Annotated in this window: 13 protein-coding genes; 12 read left to right on the forward strand and 1 reads right to left on the reverse strand. The window is 68.8% G+C overall.

Annotation, left to right across the window (positions count from 1 at the left end; translation table 11 throughout):
- Positions 1-383 precede the first annotated feature (383 nt).
- From K3G64_RS09460 to eccD, 12 genes are all read left to right on the forward strand, one after another.
- Positions 384-1,157 carry an ESX secretion-associated protein EspG gene (locus tag K3G64_RS09460; protein ID WP_238950560.1) on the forward strand — a complete coding sequence of 258 codons (774 nt, stop codon included), beginning with the start codon at positions 384-386 and terminating at the stop codon, positions 1,155-1,157.
- Between the two features lie 24 nt (positions 1,158-1,181).
- The gene (locus K3G64_RS09465; RefSeq protein ID WP_238949344.1) at positions 1,182-1,661 is read left to right on the forward strand and encodes a YbaB/EbfC family DNA-binding protein; all 480 of its coding nucleotides are present in this window, start codon (positions 1,182-1,184) and stop codon (positions 1,659-1,661) included.
- Positions 1,654-3,375: a type VII secretion AAA-ATPase EccA gene (gene eccA / locus K3G64_RS09470; RefSeq protein WP_238950561.1), complete on the forward strand. Its 1,722-nt coding sequence runs from the start codon at positions 1,654-1,656 to the stop codon at positions 3,373-3,375. Before K3G64_RS09465 ends, eccA begins: the two co-directional genes overlap by 8 nt.
- Positions 3,376-3,379: 4 nt before the next feature.
- Positions 3,380-4,858, forward strand: a complete 1,479-nt coding sequence (eccB, locus tag K3G64_RS09475) for a type VII secretion protein EccB (protein ID WP_238949348.1) — start codon at positions 3,380-3,382, stop codon at positions 4,856-4,858.
- Positions 4,855-7,089, forward strand: a complete 2,235-nt coding sequence (gene eccCa, locus K3G64_RS09480) for a type VII secretion protein EccCa (protein WP_238949350.1) — start codon at positions 4,855-4,857, stop codon at positions 7,087-7,089. Before eccB ends, eccCa begins: the two co-directional genes overlap by 4 nt.
- Complete coding sequence (gene eccCb / locus K3G64_RS09485) at positions 7,086-8,849, forward strand: type VII secretion protein EccCb (protein ID WP_238949352.1); 1,764 nt, start codon at positions 7,086-7,088, stop codon at positions 8,847-8,849. The genes eccCa and eccCb overlap by 4 nt, the downstream gene beginning before the upstream one ends.
- A gap of 171 nt (positions 8,850-9,020) precedes the next feature.
- On the forward strand, positions 9,021-9,314 hold the full coding sequence (locus K3G64_RS09490) for a PE family protein (protein ID WP_238949354.1): 294 nt from the start codon (positions 9,021-9,023) through the stop codon (positions 9,312-9,314).
- 62 nt (positions 9,315-9,376) lie between these two features.
- Entirely contained in the window at positions 9,377-10,666 is a 1,290-nt protein-coding gene (locus tag K3G64_RS09495) for a PPE family protein (protein ID WP_238949356.1), read from the forward strand.
- 96 nt (positions 10,667-10,762) lie between these two features.
- Positions 10,763-11,068 (forward strand): WXG100 family type VII secretion target, encoded by a 306-nt coding sequence (locus K3G64_RS09500; RefSeq protein WP_238949358.1) that lies wholly within the window; start codon positions 10,763-10,765, stop codon positions 11,066-11,068.
- A gap of 26 nt (positions 11,069-11,094) precedes the next feature.
- Positions 11,095-11,382, forward strand: coding sequence for a WXG100 family type VII secretion target (locus tag K3G64_RS09505; RefSeq protein ID WP_238949360.1), 288 nt, complete (start codon positions 11,095-11,097; stop codon positions 11,380-11,382).
- Between the two features lie 92 nt (positions 11,383-11,474).
- A complete protein-coding gene (locus tag K3G64_RS09510; RefSeq protein WP_238949362.1) occupies positions 11,475-12,869 on the forward strand; it encodes a MinD/ParA family ATP-binding protein in 1,395 nt (464 codons plus the stop codon).
- Positions 12,866-14,392 carry a type VII secretion integral membrane protein EccD gene (gene eccD / locus K3G64_RS09515; RefSeq protein WP_238949363.1) on the forward strand — a complete coding sequence of 509 codons (1,527 nt, stop codon included), beginning with the start codon at positions 12,866-12,868 and terminating at the stop codon, positions 14,390-14,392. The genes K3G64_RS09510 and eccD overlap by 4 nt, the downstream gene beginning before the upstream one ends.
- On the opposite strand, the gene K3G64_RS09520 is transcribed toward eccD, so the two are convergent.
- A complete protein-coding gene (locus tag K3G64_RS09520; protein ID WP_238949364.1) occupies positions 14,389-15,201 on the reverse strand; it encodes a DUF427 domain-containing protein in 813 nt (270 codons plus the stop codon). The two genes, eccD and K3G64_RS09520, sit on opposite strands and share 4 nt — an antisense overlap.
- Between the last annotated feature and the right edge of the window lie 5 nt (positions 15,202-15,206).

Below are 15,206 nucleotides of genomic sequence, written 5' to 3' on the forward strand. Positions count from 1 at the left end.
CGACGGCGAGGTCGGCGGGGCGGCGAATCGGTGCGTCACCGGGTTCAGACGCGTCGGGTGGAACGGAGGGCGAGGATTGAACACACCATGCCGACATTTGCTAGCGGACTCATACAGAGTCTTGAACTGCTACCTATTTCCAGATCCCTGATAACTGACCGCCGACCGCGGCGCGTCCTTCGCCCGGTCGGCGCGGTGACGAATCGGCGGAAACCGCGGGCTCTAGCCGCTGGTACGCTGTTACCCGGCGAATGGGTCAGCGGTATGGGTCGGAGGGGTTCGCGTGAGCACGGTGGCAAAGTCATGACGGGGGACGGTCTGCTGTGAGCCCCGACGCCGCCCACATCGACGACGTCGTCGGTGTCGAGGTCACGATCGACGGCATGCTGGTGATCGCCGACCGGTTGCATCTCGTGGACTTCCCGCCGGCACTCGGAATCCGGCCCAACATCCCGCAGCCCGACCTGCGCGAGATCGTCTGGGACCGGGTCGCCCGTGACCTCACCGCACAGGGCGTGCTCGACGTGTTCGGTGACCCGCATGCCGAGGTCGCCGTCATGATCGACACCCTGAGCCGCGCCGACCGGACCCTGGAGGCCCGCTGGTGGCGGCGCGACGTCGGAGGCAAGATGATCCGATTCGTGGTTTGCCGCAAAGGAGACCGACATGTCGTCGCTGCCCGGGACGGCGACCTGATCGTGGTGCAGCGGGTCGCCCCGCAGGTGGGACTGGCGGGCATGGTGACCGCGGTACTGGGGTCGGCGACGGCGGCGGACGTGGAACCGCTGACCGGCGTGGCCGGCAGGTTGGCGGAGTGCCGCGATGCAAGCCAGTTGACGCCCTACGAGATCGCGCCGGCATCCGCGCGCGCCTACGCCGACATCATCTCCGACCCCGCCGGCTGGGTGGAGATCGTCGCGGTCGAACGCCATCCGGGCGGCACAAGCACGCATACCGATGTCGCGGCCGGGGTGCTCGACTCTAAGCAGGGCCGCATCGTGTCCATCCCGCGCCGCGTGAGCGGCGACGTCTACGGCAGCTTTTTACCCGGTACAACGGAGAACCTGCAGCGCGCGCTGGACGGCCTGATCGCGTTCCTGCCGTCGCGCACTTGGTTCGACCGTGTCGGCGCCGACCCGTCGGACGGACTGCTGTGATCGGCGTGCGGAGGGCGTGGCGCCGTGGCTGACACCGGTCCCCACGATCTCGACGACGAGCGCGACGACCTGACCGCCGCGCTCGACTTCTCCGCCGCCGAGGAGCCACCGGGCGGCTCGGATCTGGCCGCGATGGAGATCTTCGCGCCGACCCATCAGGACGAACCCCCGCCGGCCGGCTTCACCGTGACGAACCCGCCCGGTTCGGTCACCGTGACAGCGTCGCGGGACGGCCGCGTCGAGCGGATCGACCTGTCACCGCGGGCGGCGGAGTTGACGGAGCGGGACTTGGCGGCCGAGATCGTGGTGGTCGCGGGGCTGGCGGCACAGGAGGCGAAAGCGGCCCAGTACACCCTCGTGCTCGAGGGCATGCGCGAGCGTGGCCACGACGACGCCGCGACCCGGGACTTCCTGCGCCGCGATCTCGAACTGCCCAGCCCCGAGGAGGCCCAGGCCGAGCGGGCGCGGGTGTTCTCGGCAAGATATCCGGGTGACCATGACTGAGCACCTCGCCAGCCTGTTCGGCAGTGCGGTCGGCATGCTGCCCAGCACCCCGGCCCGCTCGTTCGAGATCTTCAGCGAGATCACCGATCTCGATGAATCAGCATGCGATGCGTGGGTGGGCCGGATCCGGTGTGGCGACACCGACCGGGTGACCCTTTTTCGCGCCTGGTATTCGCGCGCCAACTTCGGTCAGCTCGCCGGTGCCGCCGAGATCTCGATGAACAGCCTTGGCGCCAGGGTGCCGATCGGCGGGCAATTCGGTGACATCACCTACCCGGTCAACTCGCCGCTGGCCATCACTATGGGGTTCGCGGTGCACGAGGCGTCGGTCGGCAACTACGCCGATGCAATGGAGGCGCTCGAGACCGCTCCGGCCGCAGGCGCCGAACACCTGGTGTCGTGGGTCAAGGCGGTCATCTACGCCGCCGCGCAGCGCTGGACCGACGTCATCGACCAGGTGCGCGGCGCCGGAGGTTGGCCCGACAAGTTCCTGGCCGCGGCGGCCGGGGTCGCGCATGGGACGGCGGCGGCGAACCTGGGGCTGTTCACCGAAGCCGAGCGGCGGCTGACCGAATCCAACTCCTCACCCGCAGGCGAGGCGTGTGCGCCCGCCATCGCGTGGTTCCTGGCCATGACACGCCGCAGCCAGGGCAACGAAGACGCCGCCGTCGCCCTGCTGGAGTGGCTGCAAGCCACCCATCCGTCGCCGAAAGTCGCTGCGGCCCTGAAAGATCCAGGGTACCGACTGGTGACGACCACCGGGGAGAAGATCGCCTCCCGCAGGGACCCGTGGGACCCGACGAGCGTCGAGGCCGACACCTCCGCGCGCGACAAGCTGCTGGCCGAGGCGCAGGCCGAGCTGGACCGTCAGATCGGCCTGACCCGCGTCAAGGAGCAGATCGAGGCGTATCGGGCGGCGACGCAGATGGCCAAGATCCGCGCGGCCCGCGGCATGAAGGTCGCCCAGGCCTCCAAGCACATGATCTTCGCCGGTCCGCCCGGCACGGGTAAGACCACCATCGCCCGGGTGGTGGCCGGAATCCTGGCCGGCCTCGGAGTGATCGGCGAACCCAAGCTCGTCGAGTCGTCCCGCAAGGACTTCGTCGCCGAGTACGAGGGCCAGTCGGCGGTCAAGACCAGCCGCACGATCGACCGGGCGCTGGGCGGGGTGCTGTTCATCGACGAGGCCTACACCCTGGTCCAGGAGCGCGACGGCCGCGCCGACCCGTTCGGCACCGAGGCGCTGGACACGCTGCTTGCCCGGATGGAGAACGACCGCGACCGCCTGGTGGTCATCATCGCCGGCTACAGTGCCGACATCGACCGGCTGCTGGAATCCAACGATGGTCTGCGGTCGCGGTTCGCCACCCGCATCGAGTTCGACTCCTACACCCCGGATGAGATCGTGGAGATCGCCGAAGTGATTGCCAGGGCGAATGATTCGACGCTCGCCGACGAGGCCGCCAAGCAGGTGTTGGAAGCCGCGACGCTGCTGGGTGAACGGGCGCTGGGCGGAAAGCCGGCGCTGGACATCGCGGGCAACGGCCGTTACGCACGGCAGCTGGTCGAGGCCGGTGAGCAGAACCGCGACATGCGGCTGGCCCGGTCACTGGATTTCGAGAGCCTCGGTGTCGAGCAGCTCAGCGAGATCAACGGCGAGGACATGGCCGCGGCGATCACAGCGGTGCACGGGCGTCTGAGCATCGGCGAATAGCGGCATGGCGAGTTTCCGGCTCACCACCAAGGTGCAGGTCAGCGGTTGGCGCTTCCTGCTGCGGCGCGTCGAGCACGCGATCGTGCGCCGGGACACCCGCATGTTCGACGACCCACTGCAGTTCTACAGCCGCGCGGTGTTCGCCGGCGTCATCATCGCGGTGCTGATCTGCCTCGGGGCCGCCCTGCTGGCCTACTTCAAGCCGCTCGGGAAGCGCGGCGGCGACACCCTTCTCGTCGACCGCAGCACCAATCAACTGTACGTGATCCTCCCAGGGACCGGTCAGCTGCGCCCGGTGTACAACCTGACCTCGGCCCGACTTGTGCTCGGCAACGCGGGCACGCCGGTCGCCGTGAAATCCGACGAACTGAACCGGATGCCGAAGGGTCAGCCGATCGGCATCCCCGGCGCGCCCTATGCCACCCCGGTCGGTAGCGCCAACTCGCAGTGGACACTGTGCGACACGGTCACCAAGCCCGAGAGCGTAGCCCCCAGCCTGTCGACGTCGGTCATCGTGCGGCCGGTGCAGACCGACGCCTCGGTCGGCGCGATACGCCCGGACCAGGGGGTACTGGTGTCCTACGAGGGCGAGAGCTGGCTGATCACCGAAACCGGAAGGCACGACATCGATCTCGCCGACCGGGCGGTCACCTCGGCGGTCGGCGTTCCGGTCACCGCGCGAGCCACGCCGATCTCGGAGGGGCTGTTCAACGCCCTGCCGAATGCGGGGCCGTGGCGGCTGCCCGAACTCCCGCGCGCAGGTGAGCCCAACACGGTTGGTCTGCCGCCGAACCTGGTGATCGGTGCGGTGTTCACCGCCCTCACAGAGGACGGTGAACAGCACTTCGTCGTGCTGCCCGACGGTGTCGCCCGGATCAACGACACGACCGCCGCGGCGTTGCGGGCCACCAACTCCTACGGCCTCATCACGCCGCCGGCCGTGGAGGCCAGCGTCGTCGCCAGGATCCCCGAGCAGGTCTTCGCCTCGCCGCTGCCCGACAAGCCGCTGGAGATCCTGCTGCGCGAGGACGCGCCGACGCTCTGCTGGGCCTGGCAGCGCGAGCCCGGCGACCAGTCGCCGAAGACCACGGTCATCACCGGCCGCCACCTGCCGATCGCGTCGTCGGCGATGAACACCGGTATCAGCCAGATCGGTGGTGATGCAACGGTTTACATCGACGGCGGCCAGTACATCCGGTTGCAGTCACCGGACCCCCGGTACGGCGAGAGCCTGTACTACATCGACCCGCAGGGCGTGCGGTACGGGTTGCCCACCGAGGAGACCGGCAACACGCTCGGCCTGAGTGCGCCGGTGACCGCTCCCTGGCAAGTGGTCAGCCTGCTGGTCGACGGACCGGTGCTGTCCAAGCAGGCCGCGCTCATCGAGCACGACTCCCTGCCCACGAATCCCAACCCGCGCAAGCTCGGTGGTCCCGACAACGGTGCGCAACCGGCGACGGCGAACACCGGAGGCGGCGGATGACGACCAAGAAGTTCACCCCGATCATCAAGCGTGGACCACGGCTGACCCCGGGTGATATCAACGTCGCACCGCCCGAGGATCTCGGTGTCGAGATCCCGCCGTCGGGCATCCAGAAGGCCCTGCCGTGGGTCATGGGCGGCGGCATGATCGGGATGATCGCGATCATGATCTTCACCGGCATCCGGCAACTCTCGCCGTACATGCTGATGATGCCGCTGATGATGGTGATGGCCACCGTCGGCTTCATGGCCGGTGGCGGGCCCGGCGGCAAGCGGGTGCCGGAGATCAATGCCGACCGCAAGGAGTACCTGCGCTACCTGGCCGGCCTGCGAACCCGCGTCACCGCGTCGGCGGCAGCGCAGGTGGCGTTCTTCAACTACCACGCTCCCCATCCGGGCGATCTGCTGTCGCTGGTCGGCACCAACCGGCAGTGGTCGAGGCCGGTGAACACCGACTTCTACGCAGCGGTGCGGATCGGCCTCGGCACCGAACCGGCGGTCGACCGCCTGCTGAAGCCGGCGGTCGGCGGGGAGTTGGCCGGCCCGCAGGGTGCGCCGCAACCGCACCTGGAACCGGTCAGCCACATGTGGGTGACGAAGTTCCTGCGTACCCACGGCCTGATCCATGACTGCCCGAAACTGTTGCAGCTGCGGACCTTTCCCACCGTCGCGATCGGCGGCGACCCAGCCGGCGCGGCCGCCCTGCTGCGCGCCATGATCTGTCATCTGGCGGTGTTCCACCCGCCGGACCTGTTGCAGATCCGGGTGCTGACCGACAACCCCGAGGACCAGGACTGGGCGTGGCTGAAGTGGCTGCCGCACGTCGCACACCAGACCGACACCGACGCCGCTGGACCGACCCGGTTGGTGTTCACCCGGCCCGACGGGCTGAGCGACCTGACCGCCCGCGGGCCACACACCGCCGACGCGGCGCCGAGCGGACCCTATGTCGTGGTCGTCGACCTGACCGGCGGCAAAGCCGGATTCCCGGTCGACGGGCGGGCCGGCGTCACGGTCATCACCCTGGGCAATCACCGCGGATCGGCCTACCGGATCCGCGTCGACGCCGACGGCACCGCCGATGACCGGCTGCCCAACCAGACCTTCCGGCCGCTCACTTCGGACACCGACCAGATGACGCCCGCGCAGGCCGCCCGCGTCGCACGCAAGCTGGCCGGCTGGTCCATCACCGGCACGATCATCGACAAGAGCGTGCGCGTGCAGAAGAAGGTCGCCACCGAGTGGCACCAACTCGTCGGCGCTGCCTCGACCGAGGAGGTCACCCCGGCGCGTTGGCGAATGTTCAGCGACACCGACCGCGACCGGCTGCGCATCCCGTTCGGCCATGAGCTCAAGACCGGCGACATCATGCACCTCGACATCAAGGAGGGCGCCGAGTTCGGCGCGGGCCCCCACGGGATGCTCATCGGCACAACGGGTTCCGGCAAGTCGGAGTTCCTGCGCACGCTGATCCTGTCACTGGCGGCCACCCACCATCCCGATCAGGTGAACCTCCTGCTGACAGACTTCAAGGGTGGGTCGACGTTCCTGGGCATGGAGAAGTTGCCGCACACCGCCGCGGTCGTCACCAACATGGAAGAGGAAGCCGAACTCGTCAGCCGGATGGGCGAGGTGCTGTCCGGCGAGTTGGATCGCAGGCAGTCGATCCTGCGTCAGGCGGGTATGCAGGTCGGCGCGGCCGGCGCGCTGTCCGGTGTCGCCGAGTACGAGAAGCATCGCGAACGCGGCGCCGACCTGCCGCCGCTGCCAACACTTTTCGTGGTCGTCGACGAGTTCGCCGAACTGCTGCAGAACCACCCCGACTTCATCGGTCTGTTCGACCGCATCTGCCGCGTCGGCCGGTCGCTGCGCGTGCACCTGCTGCTGGCCACCCAGTCGCTCAACACCGGCGGAGTGCGCATCGACAAGCTCGAGCCCAACCTCACCTACCGGATCGCGCTGCGCACCACCAGCTCGGCCGAGTCCAAGGCGGTGATCGGAACGCCTGAGGCGCAGTACATCAACAACAAAGAGAGCGGCGTCGGGTTCCTGCGCGTCGGCATGGAGGATCCGGTCAAGTTCCAGAGCGTCTACACCGGGGTCCCCTATGTTCCCACCGCGCGACAACAGGACGACGGTGAGGTCACGCCGCGAAGCAACGGGCAGGCGCGGCTGCGGGTACACCAGTTCACCGCTGCGCCGATCATGGACACGGCGGCGGTGACCCCGTGACGAGCCTCGAGCCGGATCAGCGCGTGCTGCGCGAGGTGGTCCTCGACCAGCTGACCACCGGCGAGACCAGGGCCTACCGGATGTGGTTGCCGCCGTTGGCCGATCCCACCCCGGTCGACGAACTCATCGAACGCGACCTCCAGCGCCGTGCGCTGCGTTTCGGGCTCGGCATCATGGACGAGCCGCGTCGGCACCGGCAGGAGGTGTGGGGCATCGACGTCTCCGCGGCCAGCGGCAACATCGCGGTGGGCGGGGCGCCGCAGACCGGCAAGTCGACATTCCTGCAGACGCTGATCCTCTCGGCCGCCGCGTCGCACACTCCCCGGCAGGTCCAGTTCTACTGCGTCGACCTCGGCGGTGGCGGCCTGATGTATCTGGAGGATCTGCCGCACGTCGGCGGCGTCGCGACCCGGTCCGAGCCCGACCGGGTGAACCGTGTGGTCGCGGAAATGAAAGCCGTTCTGCGTCAACGTGAAGCGATGTTCAAGCACTACCGGGTGGGCTCGATGGCGGCCTACCGGCAGATGCGTGAGGACCCGGCTCATCCGGCAGCGGCCGACCCGTTCGGGGACGTTTTCCTGGTGATCGACGGCTGGCCGGCGTTCGTCGCCGAATTCGGTGACCTCGAAGCGGTCGTGCAGGACCTCGCGGGCCAGGGCCTGGCGTTCGGGGTGCACACGGTCATCTCCACCCCGCGCTGGACCGAGCTGAAGTCACGCGTGCGCGACTACCTCGGTACCAAGGTCGAGTTCCGGCTCGGTGACGTCAACGAGACCCAGATCGACCGGATGACTCGCGACATACCGACGGACCGTCCCGGCCGCGCGGTGTCGATGGAGAAGCACCACCTGATGATGGGAGTGCCCCGCCTCGACGGTGTGCACAGCGCCGACAACCTGGTCACTGCGATGTCCGAGGCCGTGGAGGCCATCTCGGCGCAGACCACCGAGCAGGCGCCACGGGTGCGTGTTCTGCCCGAACGGATCTACCTGCATGACCTCGATCCGCACCCACCCGGCCCGGACTCCGACTACCGCACGCGCTGGACGGTGCCGCTCGGAGTGCGCGAGTCCGACCTGTCGGTGGCCTACAACCCCATGCACATGACCCCGCATCTGCTGATCTTCGGAGCCCCCAAGTCCGGCAAGACACGGATCGCCCACGCGGTGGCGGAGGCCATCTGCCTGCGCAACAGCCCCGAGCAGGTGCGCTTCATGCTGGCCGACTACCGGTCCGGGTTGCTCGATGCGGTGCCTCAGGGCCACCTGCTCGCCGCGGGAGCGGTCAACCGCAACAACGCGACCCTGGAAGAGGCCATCAAAGCGCTGGCCATCAACCTCAAGAAGCGTCTGCCGCCTGCCGACCTGACCACCGCGCAGTTGCGCGCCCGGTCGTGGTGGAGCGGGCCCGACGTGGTTCTGCTCGTCGACGACTGGCACATGATCGTGGCGGCGAGCGGAGTCGTCCCGCCGATGGCCCCGCTGTTTCCGCTGCTGCCCGCCGCCGCCGACATCGGGCTGCACATCATCGTGACGTGCCAGATGAGCCAAGCCCACCGGGCCACCATGGACAAGTTCGTGGGCGCCGCCTACGGGGCCGGGTCGCCGACGCTGTTCCTCTCCGGCGAGAAGCAGGAGTTCCCGTCCAGCGAGATCAAACTCAAGCGACGGCCTCCTGGCCAGGCGTTTCTGGTCTCACCCGAGGGAAAGGAGGTCATTCAGGCCGCCTATGTGGATCCACCGGAAGAAGAAGTGCATTGAGCACCTCCGGAGGGCCGTTAAGATGTAACCACGCGCGTCAGCAAACCTGACTGCGGACGCCAGCAAAGGGGTCGGGGGACGATTCCGAAGCTCCCTAAAGGCGTAGAACTGTGCAGAAGTGCCAATAAGTGAATACGCCATGCCTATTTCTGCAAACAAGGAGACATCGCAATGCAACCTATGACCCACAATCCGGGGGCGGCTGGAGTCGGCGCACAAGTGGTCGCGAACGGTATGCGCGGGCTGGCAGCGGGCACGGTGGCCACGGCCGAGGTGACCGCGCTGGTGCCGGCCGGTGCTGACGAGGTGTCGGCCCAGGCGGCGCTGGCCTTCGCCGCGCAGGGCGTGGAGACCCTCGCGATGAACACCTTCGCCCAGCAGGAGCTTGCCCGGGCGGGCGCGTCCTATATGGAGATCGCCGGCATCTACACGGCGGTCGACGGCGCCAACGCCGCCACTTTCTGACGGTTACTCAACCGCCACGTCACTCGACGACCTCACTGACTCGACCGAGGAAGAACTAGACGATGTTCTGGCATGCCATGCCGCCAGAATTGAATACTGCGCGGCTGATGGCCGGCGCCGGTGCGGCGCCGATGCTTCAGGCCGCTGCCGGCTGGGAGGCCCTGGCGATCTCACTCGAGACCCAGGCCGACGAGCTGGCCGCCAGTCTGGCTTCCCTGACGTCGGTGTGGAGCGGTTCGGCAAGCGAGCGCGCCGTTGCCTCGACGATGCCGATGGTGGCCTGGCTGCGCACGGTGTCGGCGCAGGCCCAGAAGCGGGCGCTGCAGGCAGTGGCGCAGGCGAACTCCTACAGCCTGGCCATGGCCACTACGCCACCGCTGCCGGAGATAGCGGCCAACCACGTCACCCGTGCGGTACTGCATGCCACCAACTTCCTCGGCATCAACACCGTGCCCATCGGGATCAACGAGTTCGATTACTTCGAGCGGATGTGGAACCAGGCCGCAGGCGCGATGGACGTGTATCAAGCCGAGACGGCCATGAACATCATGTTCGAGCCCATCATGCCGCCCAAGCCGATCGTCATCCCCGGTGTCGGCGAGGGCGCCGCGGCGGCGGCGCTCGGCCAGGCGGTCGCGGGGGCACCCGGCGCGGCGATGCGCAATGCGGCGATCGCCCACGTCGGCGCCCAGGCGACGGTCGAGTCCGCGGGCCTGCAGACCGGCCGCGCGGTGGCGCAGGCCAACCAGATGGCGGTGCACGCCGAGGAGCAGGCGCAACGCACGCAGAACGCCGGCCAGCCGGCTCCGCACCAGATGCAGCAGGGCATGCAGATGGGCGTGCAGATGGCGTCGCAACTGGGGTCGACCGTGGCGCAATTGCCGCAGCAGGGCATGCAGCTGGTCACGCAGCCGATGCAGCAGCTGGCCCAGCCGCTGCAGCAGGTCACGTCGATGTTCGGCCAGCTGGGCAGCCTCGGTGGCGAGAAGGCGCAGATGGGTCTGATCGGCGCCAGTCCGCTTTCGAACCACCCACTCGCGGGTGGAACCGGCGCTGGTGCGGGCGCCGGTCTGGTGCGAGCGGCCTCGTTGCCCGGTGCGGGCGGAACGGCGGCGCGCACACCGCTGATGGCCGGGCTGATCGGCGACACCAAACCGGTCGCCGTGGCACCGGGTGCGGCCGCGGGCGCCACGACCGGTGGCCTGGCACCCGTCGGCGCGGGTGCAGGCGGCATGGGCCCGGCGCATGCGATGGGCCAGCGCGGCGTGAGCGGCGGGAGCAGACAGGGGCTGACTGCGCCGTCAGTGCTGCCTCAGGATCTGGGCGAAAACGAGGACGACGACGACTGGTGAACGCCCACAGGACTTCCCGGCCCCACGGCCGGAAAGACTCGCCATTGAAGAGATCAATGTGGTGAGGACACAGGAAAAGAGAGAGAGAAATCCAGCATGGCACAGATGAATACCGATGCCGCTGTCCTCGCCAAGGAGGCAGCCAACTTCGAGCGGATCTCCGCAGAGCTCAAGGGCGTCATCTCGCACGTCGAGGCCACCGCGGGGGCACTCGCCGGCCAGATGGTCGGCCAGGCCGGTACCGCGGCGCAAGCTGCCCTGGTGCGCTACCAGGAGGCCGCGGCTCGTCAGATCCAGGAGCTGAACGACATCTCGGCCAACATCCACACCTCGGGCGTCCAGTACACCGCGACCGACGAGGACCAGTCCTCCGCGCTTGCCAGCGTGATGTTCAACCAGTAACCAGACCCCACAGAACGGAGAAACTCATGACGGAACAGGTATGGAACTTCGCAGGCATCGAAGGCGGAGCTAGCGAGATCCAGGGCGCAGTCGGCCAGACCGCCGGACTGCTCGACGAGGGCAAGGCTTCGCTCGCGGCGCTCGCCGCGGTGTGGGGTGGCAGCGGCTCGGAGGCCTACCAGGCCGTCCAGATGCGTTGGGACAGCACCTCCGCCGAGCTCAACGCGGCGCTGCAGAACCTGGCGCAGACGATCAGCGAGGCCGGCGCCACCATGGCCCAGACCGAAGCCGGCGTCACCGGGATGTTCGCATAACACGCCGCTGCACGCAGGTGGGCGGGTCCGCTCCTCGGGCTGCCTCGCCCACCTCGTGCGCCCGGCGTTCCAGACAACTCTGAGAGGTACCCATGTCGGCCGACTATGACCGGCTTTTCCACGGCACCGGTGACGGCGTGCAAACCGCCGACGACACCGACCGCGACTCCGCGGGCACGCGGGCAGCGGCGCCGATGCCCTCTGGCGGCCACGGTGGCGAGGCCGCCCCACCTCCTATGCCCGTCAGCCCCGCAGCCACCTCTGGGCCGGGACAGACCAAGGCCGCGTCGGCGCCTCCGCCGCGGCAGACCGAGGTCACCGCGCAGATACCGCCGACGCGTTCGACAATGCCGCAGCGACAACCGAATTCGATGTTGCGTACGCCGCAGTCCGGCGGCCCGGCGGGCGCCAGGTTCGAGCAGCCGCGTTTGGCGCCCACGCCGGCGCCCCGGCCCGCACCGGCTCCCGCCCCGAGCCAGCATTTCGCCGACCCGCCGTCCGACGGCGGGTTCCGCTCGGCTTCGACTCCGGCCACTTCGGCGGCCACCATCGGCAACCACCGCGCGATCGACGCGCTGTCGCACGTCGGGGTCAAGTCGGCGGTCAAGATGCCCTCGCAGCGGGGCTGGCGCCACCTGCTCTACGTGCTGACGCGGATCAACCTGGGTCTCTCGCCGGACGAGCTCTACGAGATGGAGTTGAACACCCGGATCCGCCGGAACGCCCGCGACTCGTATCAGATCGGCGTCTTCGGCCTCAAGGGCGGTGTCGGCAAGACGGCGTTGACCGTCGCCCTCGGTTCCGCGCTGAGCAGGGTGCGTGGCGACCGGATCCTGGCTGTGGACGCCGACCCCGATGGCGGCAACCTCGCCGACCGGGCGGGACGCCAATCGGCGGCGACGATCTCTGACCTGCTAGCGGACAAGGAACTGGCGCGTTACAACGACATTCGCGCTTACACCAGCATGAACTCCGCCAACCTCGAGGTGCTGTCGTCCGAGGACTACAGCGGCGCGCGCCGGGAGTTCAACGATGAGGACTGGAAGGGCGTGACCAACATCGTGTCGCGCTACTACAACCTCGTGCTGGCCGACTGCGGCGCTGGGCTGTTCCAGCCCGCGGCCCGTGGTGTGCTGTCGACCGTGTCGGGGCTGGTGATCGTCGCCAGCGCGTCGATCGACGGGGCGCGCCAGGCTGCGCTGACGATGGACTGGTTGCGCCACAACGGATATCAGGACCTGCTCGGCCGGTCCTGCGTGGTGATCAACCACGTCGTCCCCGGCAAGCCGAACATCGACGTCGACGACCTGGTCGCGCAGTTCGAGCGGCACGTGCCGCCGGGGCGGGTGGTCGTGCTGCCGTACGACAAGCACATCGCGGCAGGCACCGAGATTCAACTGGAACTGCTCGGCAAGGCGTTCAAGCGGCGCACGATCGAGTTGGCCGCGGCGCTGTCCGACGACTTCGACAGGCTCGAACGTCGGTGACGTCCACCACCGCCGCGCCGGCCACGTCGAGCGTCACGCCGGGCCGGCCGTCGACCACCCGGGTCACCATCCTCACCGGTCGGCGAATGACCGACCTGGTGCTGCCTGCGGCGGCGCCGATCGACACCTACATCGACGAAACCGTCTCGGTGCTGGCCGATCTGCTCTCCGACACCCCGAAGGACGTGCTCGCCGGGTTCGATTTCTCGGCGCAGGGTGAGTGGGTGTTCGCCAGGCCGGGCGCACCGCCGCTGAAGGCCACCGAGTCGCTCGATGACGCGGGTGTGGTCGACGGATCGCTGCTGACGCTGGTCTCGGTCAGCCGCACCGAGCGGTACCGCCCGCTCGTCGAGGACGTCATCGACGCGATCGCCGTGCTCGACGAGTCCCCGGAGTTCGACCGCACGGCATTGAATCGCTTTGTGGCACTGACGATTCCGCTGGTAGCCGCCGCCGTCACGGTGATGGCGCTGCTGGCGTGGACGCGGGCCGGGCACAGTTGGTGGTGGGCGGTGGTGCTCGGTGTGCTGGGGCTGGGACTGCTCGGCGCCAGCGCGCTGGCCACCAATCGCTACCAGGACCTCGACATGGCGGAGAGCGTGCTGGTGGCGTCGGTCCCCGTGCTGGCCGGGGCCGTCGCGCTGGCGGTCCCGTTGCCCCGCGGCGTCGACTCGTTGGGGGCGCCGCAGATCGCGGGCGCCGCGGCGGTGGTGTTGCTGCTGACGTTGGCCACGCGGGGCGGCCCGCGGCGCAGGGCCGAGGTCGCGTCGTTCGTCGCGGTGGCGGCGATCGGCGCGGCGGCGGCGGCGATCGCGTACGGGTACGGCTGGCAATACTGGGTGCCAGCGGGGGCCATCGCGTTCGGCCTGATCGTCGTCACCAACGCGGCCAAGCTGACCGTCGCGGTCGCGCGCATCGCGCTGCCGCCGATTCCGGCACCGGGTGAGACGGTGGCCAACGATGAACTGCTCGACCCCGTCGCCACCCCGGGCGCCGACGAAGAGTCGCCGACCTGGCAGGCGATCATCGCATCCGTCCCGGAGTCCGCGGCGCGGTTGCATGAACGCAGCCAGTTGGCCAAGCGACTGCTCATCGGCTTCCTCGCCGCCGGCGCGCTGATCCTGGCCGCAGGCGCGATCGCCGTGGTAATGCAGGGCCACTTCTTCGTGCACACGATGATCGTCGCCGGGCTGGTCACTTCGATCTGCGGCTTCCGGTCGCGGCTCTACGCCGAACGTTGGTGCGCATGGGCGCTGTTGGCCGCCGCCGTGGCGATCCCGACCGGTGTGATGGTCAAGCTGTGCCTGTGGGATCCGGACCGCGCGTGGTTGGTGATCGCCGGCTATGTGGCCGCGGGCATCGTCGCGGTGATCATCGTCGGCGCCACCTCGCGCGTGCGGCGGGTGTCACCGGTGACCAAGCGGATTCTGGAGCTGCTCGACGGCGCGGCGATCGCCGCGGTCATCCCGCTGTTGCTGTGGATCGCCGGCGTCTACGACCTGCTGCGCAACCTGCGGTTCTAACTGAAGGGCGTGACCGGACGGTCCCGCGGCACCCCGTTGACGGTGACGTCGACCCGCTCGTCGAAGAAGCAGATGCGATCGCGCACCGGTTCGCCGTCATGCAGCGGTTCGTGGTACGTCCACGCCACGTCGCGCGGCCCGTCGGGAACCGAGAAGTACGACGCCCGCCCCTTGTACGCGCAGAAGCTGACAGTGTCGCTGTGCTGCAGTCGAACTTTGACGTCCTCGCGGGGAAGATAGAACCGCACCGGCAGCATCGTCTCGAACAACAGCATGGGCCGCGACGACTCGGCCAGCAGGGTGTCGTCGACTTCGATGCGGACGTGGCGGCTGCTGGCCAGGACGTCGATCCGCTTGAACGGATCCCGCGGGTGGCTGAGGATCGGCTCGTCCTCTTCGCGCCACTCGAAGCTGTCGAAGTCGAGGACGACGTAGTCGGCGAGGTCGGGGTCCTCGGGCCGAAACGCCGCCGCGGCCGCTGTGTATTCGCCTGCGATGACGTCGAATTCGGTGCCCGCCGCCGTGTGGGCGCCGAACGGCACCGTAGGGTCCAGCACGGCGCGGTCGGCGCCGGGACGGTCGACGTCGTCGTCACCGGACTCCGCGCCCGCGGGCACCAGGTGGTTCTGCATCGCCGCGATCGGTAACGCGTAGGCCGGCACGATGCGCCGCGGTTCCCAGACCAGCAGCGCCTCCTCGGTCTGGACGACCGCGTCTCCGGACAGGCACACGCGGATGCGTTTGGCGGTGGGTTCGAAGCGCAGCGCGTCGACGCTGCCGCTGAATAGGTCCCTCATTCGGACGGCCATCGCTG

Source organism: Mycobacterium sp. IDR2000157661 (assembly GCF_022317005.1).
Taxonomy (GTDB): domain Bacteria; phylum Actinomycetota; class Actinomycetes; order Mycobacteriales; family Mycobacteriaceae; genus Mycobacterium.

Excerpts from the sequence above, each read along its gene's own strand:
- K3G64_RS09460 (WP_238950560.1), top strand. The coding sequence starts at position 384 with ATGCTGGTGATCGCCGACCGGTTGCATCTCGTGGACTTCCCGCCGGCA.
- eccA (WP_238950561.1), top strand. The coding sequence starts at position 1,654 with ATGACTGAGCACCTCGCCAGCCTGTTCGGCAGTGCGGTCGGCATGCTG.
- eccB (WP_238949348.1), top strand. The coding sequence starts at position 3,380 with ATGGCGAGTTTCCGGCTCACCACCAAGGTGCAGGTCAGCGGTTGGCGC.
- eccCa (WP_238949350.1), top strand. The coding sequence starts at position 4,855 with ATGACGACCAAGAAGTTCACCCCGATCATCAAGCGTGGACCACGGCTG.
- K3G64_RS09490 (WP_238949354.1), top strand. The coding sequence starts at position 9,021 with ATGCAACCTATGACCCACAATCCGGGGGCGGCTGGAGTCGGCGCACAA.
- K3G64_RS09495 (WP_238949356.1), top strand. The coding sequence starts at position 9,377 with ATGTTCTGGCATGCCATGCCGCCAGAATTGAATACTGCGCGGCTGATG.
- K3G64_RS09500 (WP_238949358.1), top strand. The coding sequence starts at position 10,763 with ATGGCACAGATGAATACCGATGCCGCTGTCCTCGCCAAGGAGGCAGCC.
- K3G64_RS09505 (WP_238949360.1), top strand. The coding sequence starts at position 11,095 with ATGACGGAACAGGTATGGAACTTCGCAGGCATCGAAGGCGGAGCTAGC.
- K3G64_RS09510 (WP_238949362.1), top strand. The coding sequence starts at position 11,475 with ATGTCGGCCGACTATGACCGGCTTTTCCACGGCACCGGTGACGGCGTG.
- K3G64_RS09520 (WP_238949364.1), bottom strand. The coding sequence starts at position 15,201 with ATGGCCGTCCGAATGAGGGACCTATTCAGCGGCAGCGTCGACGCGCTG.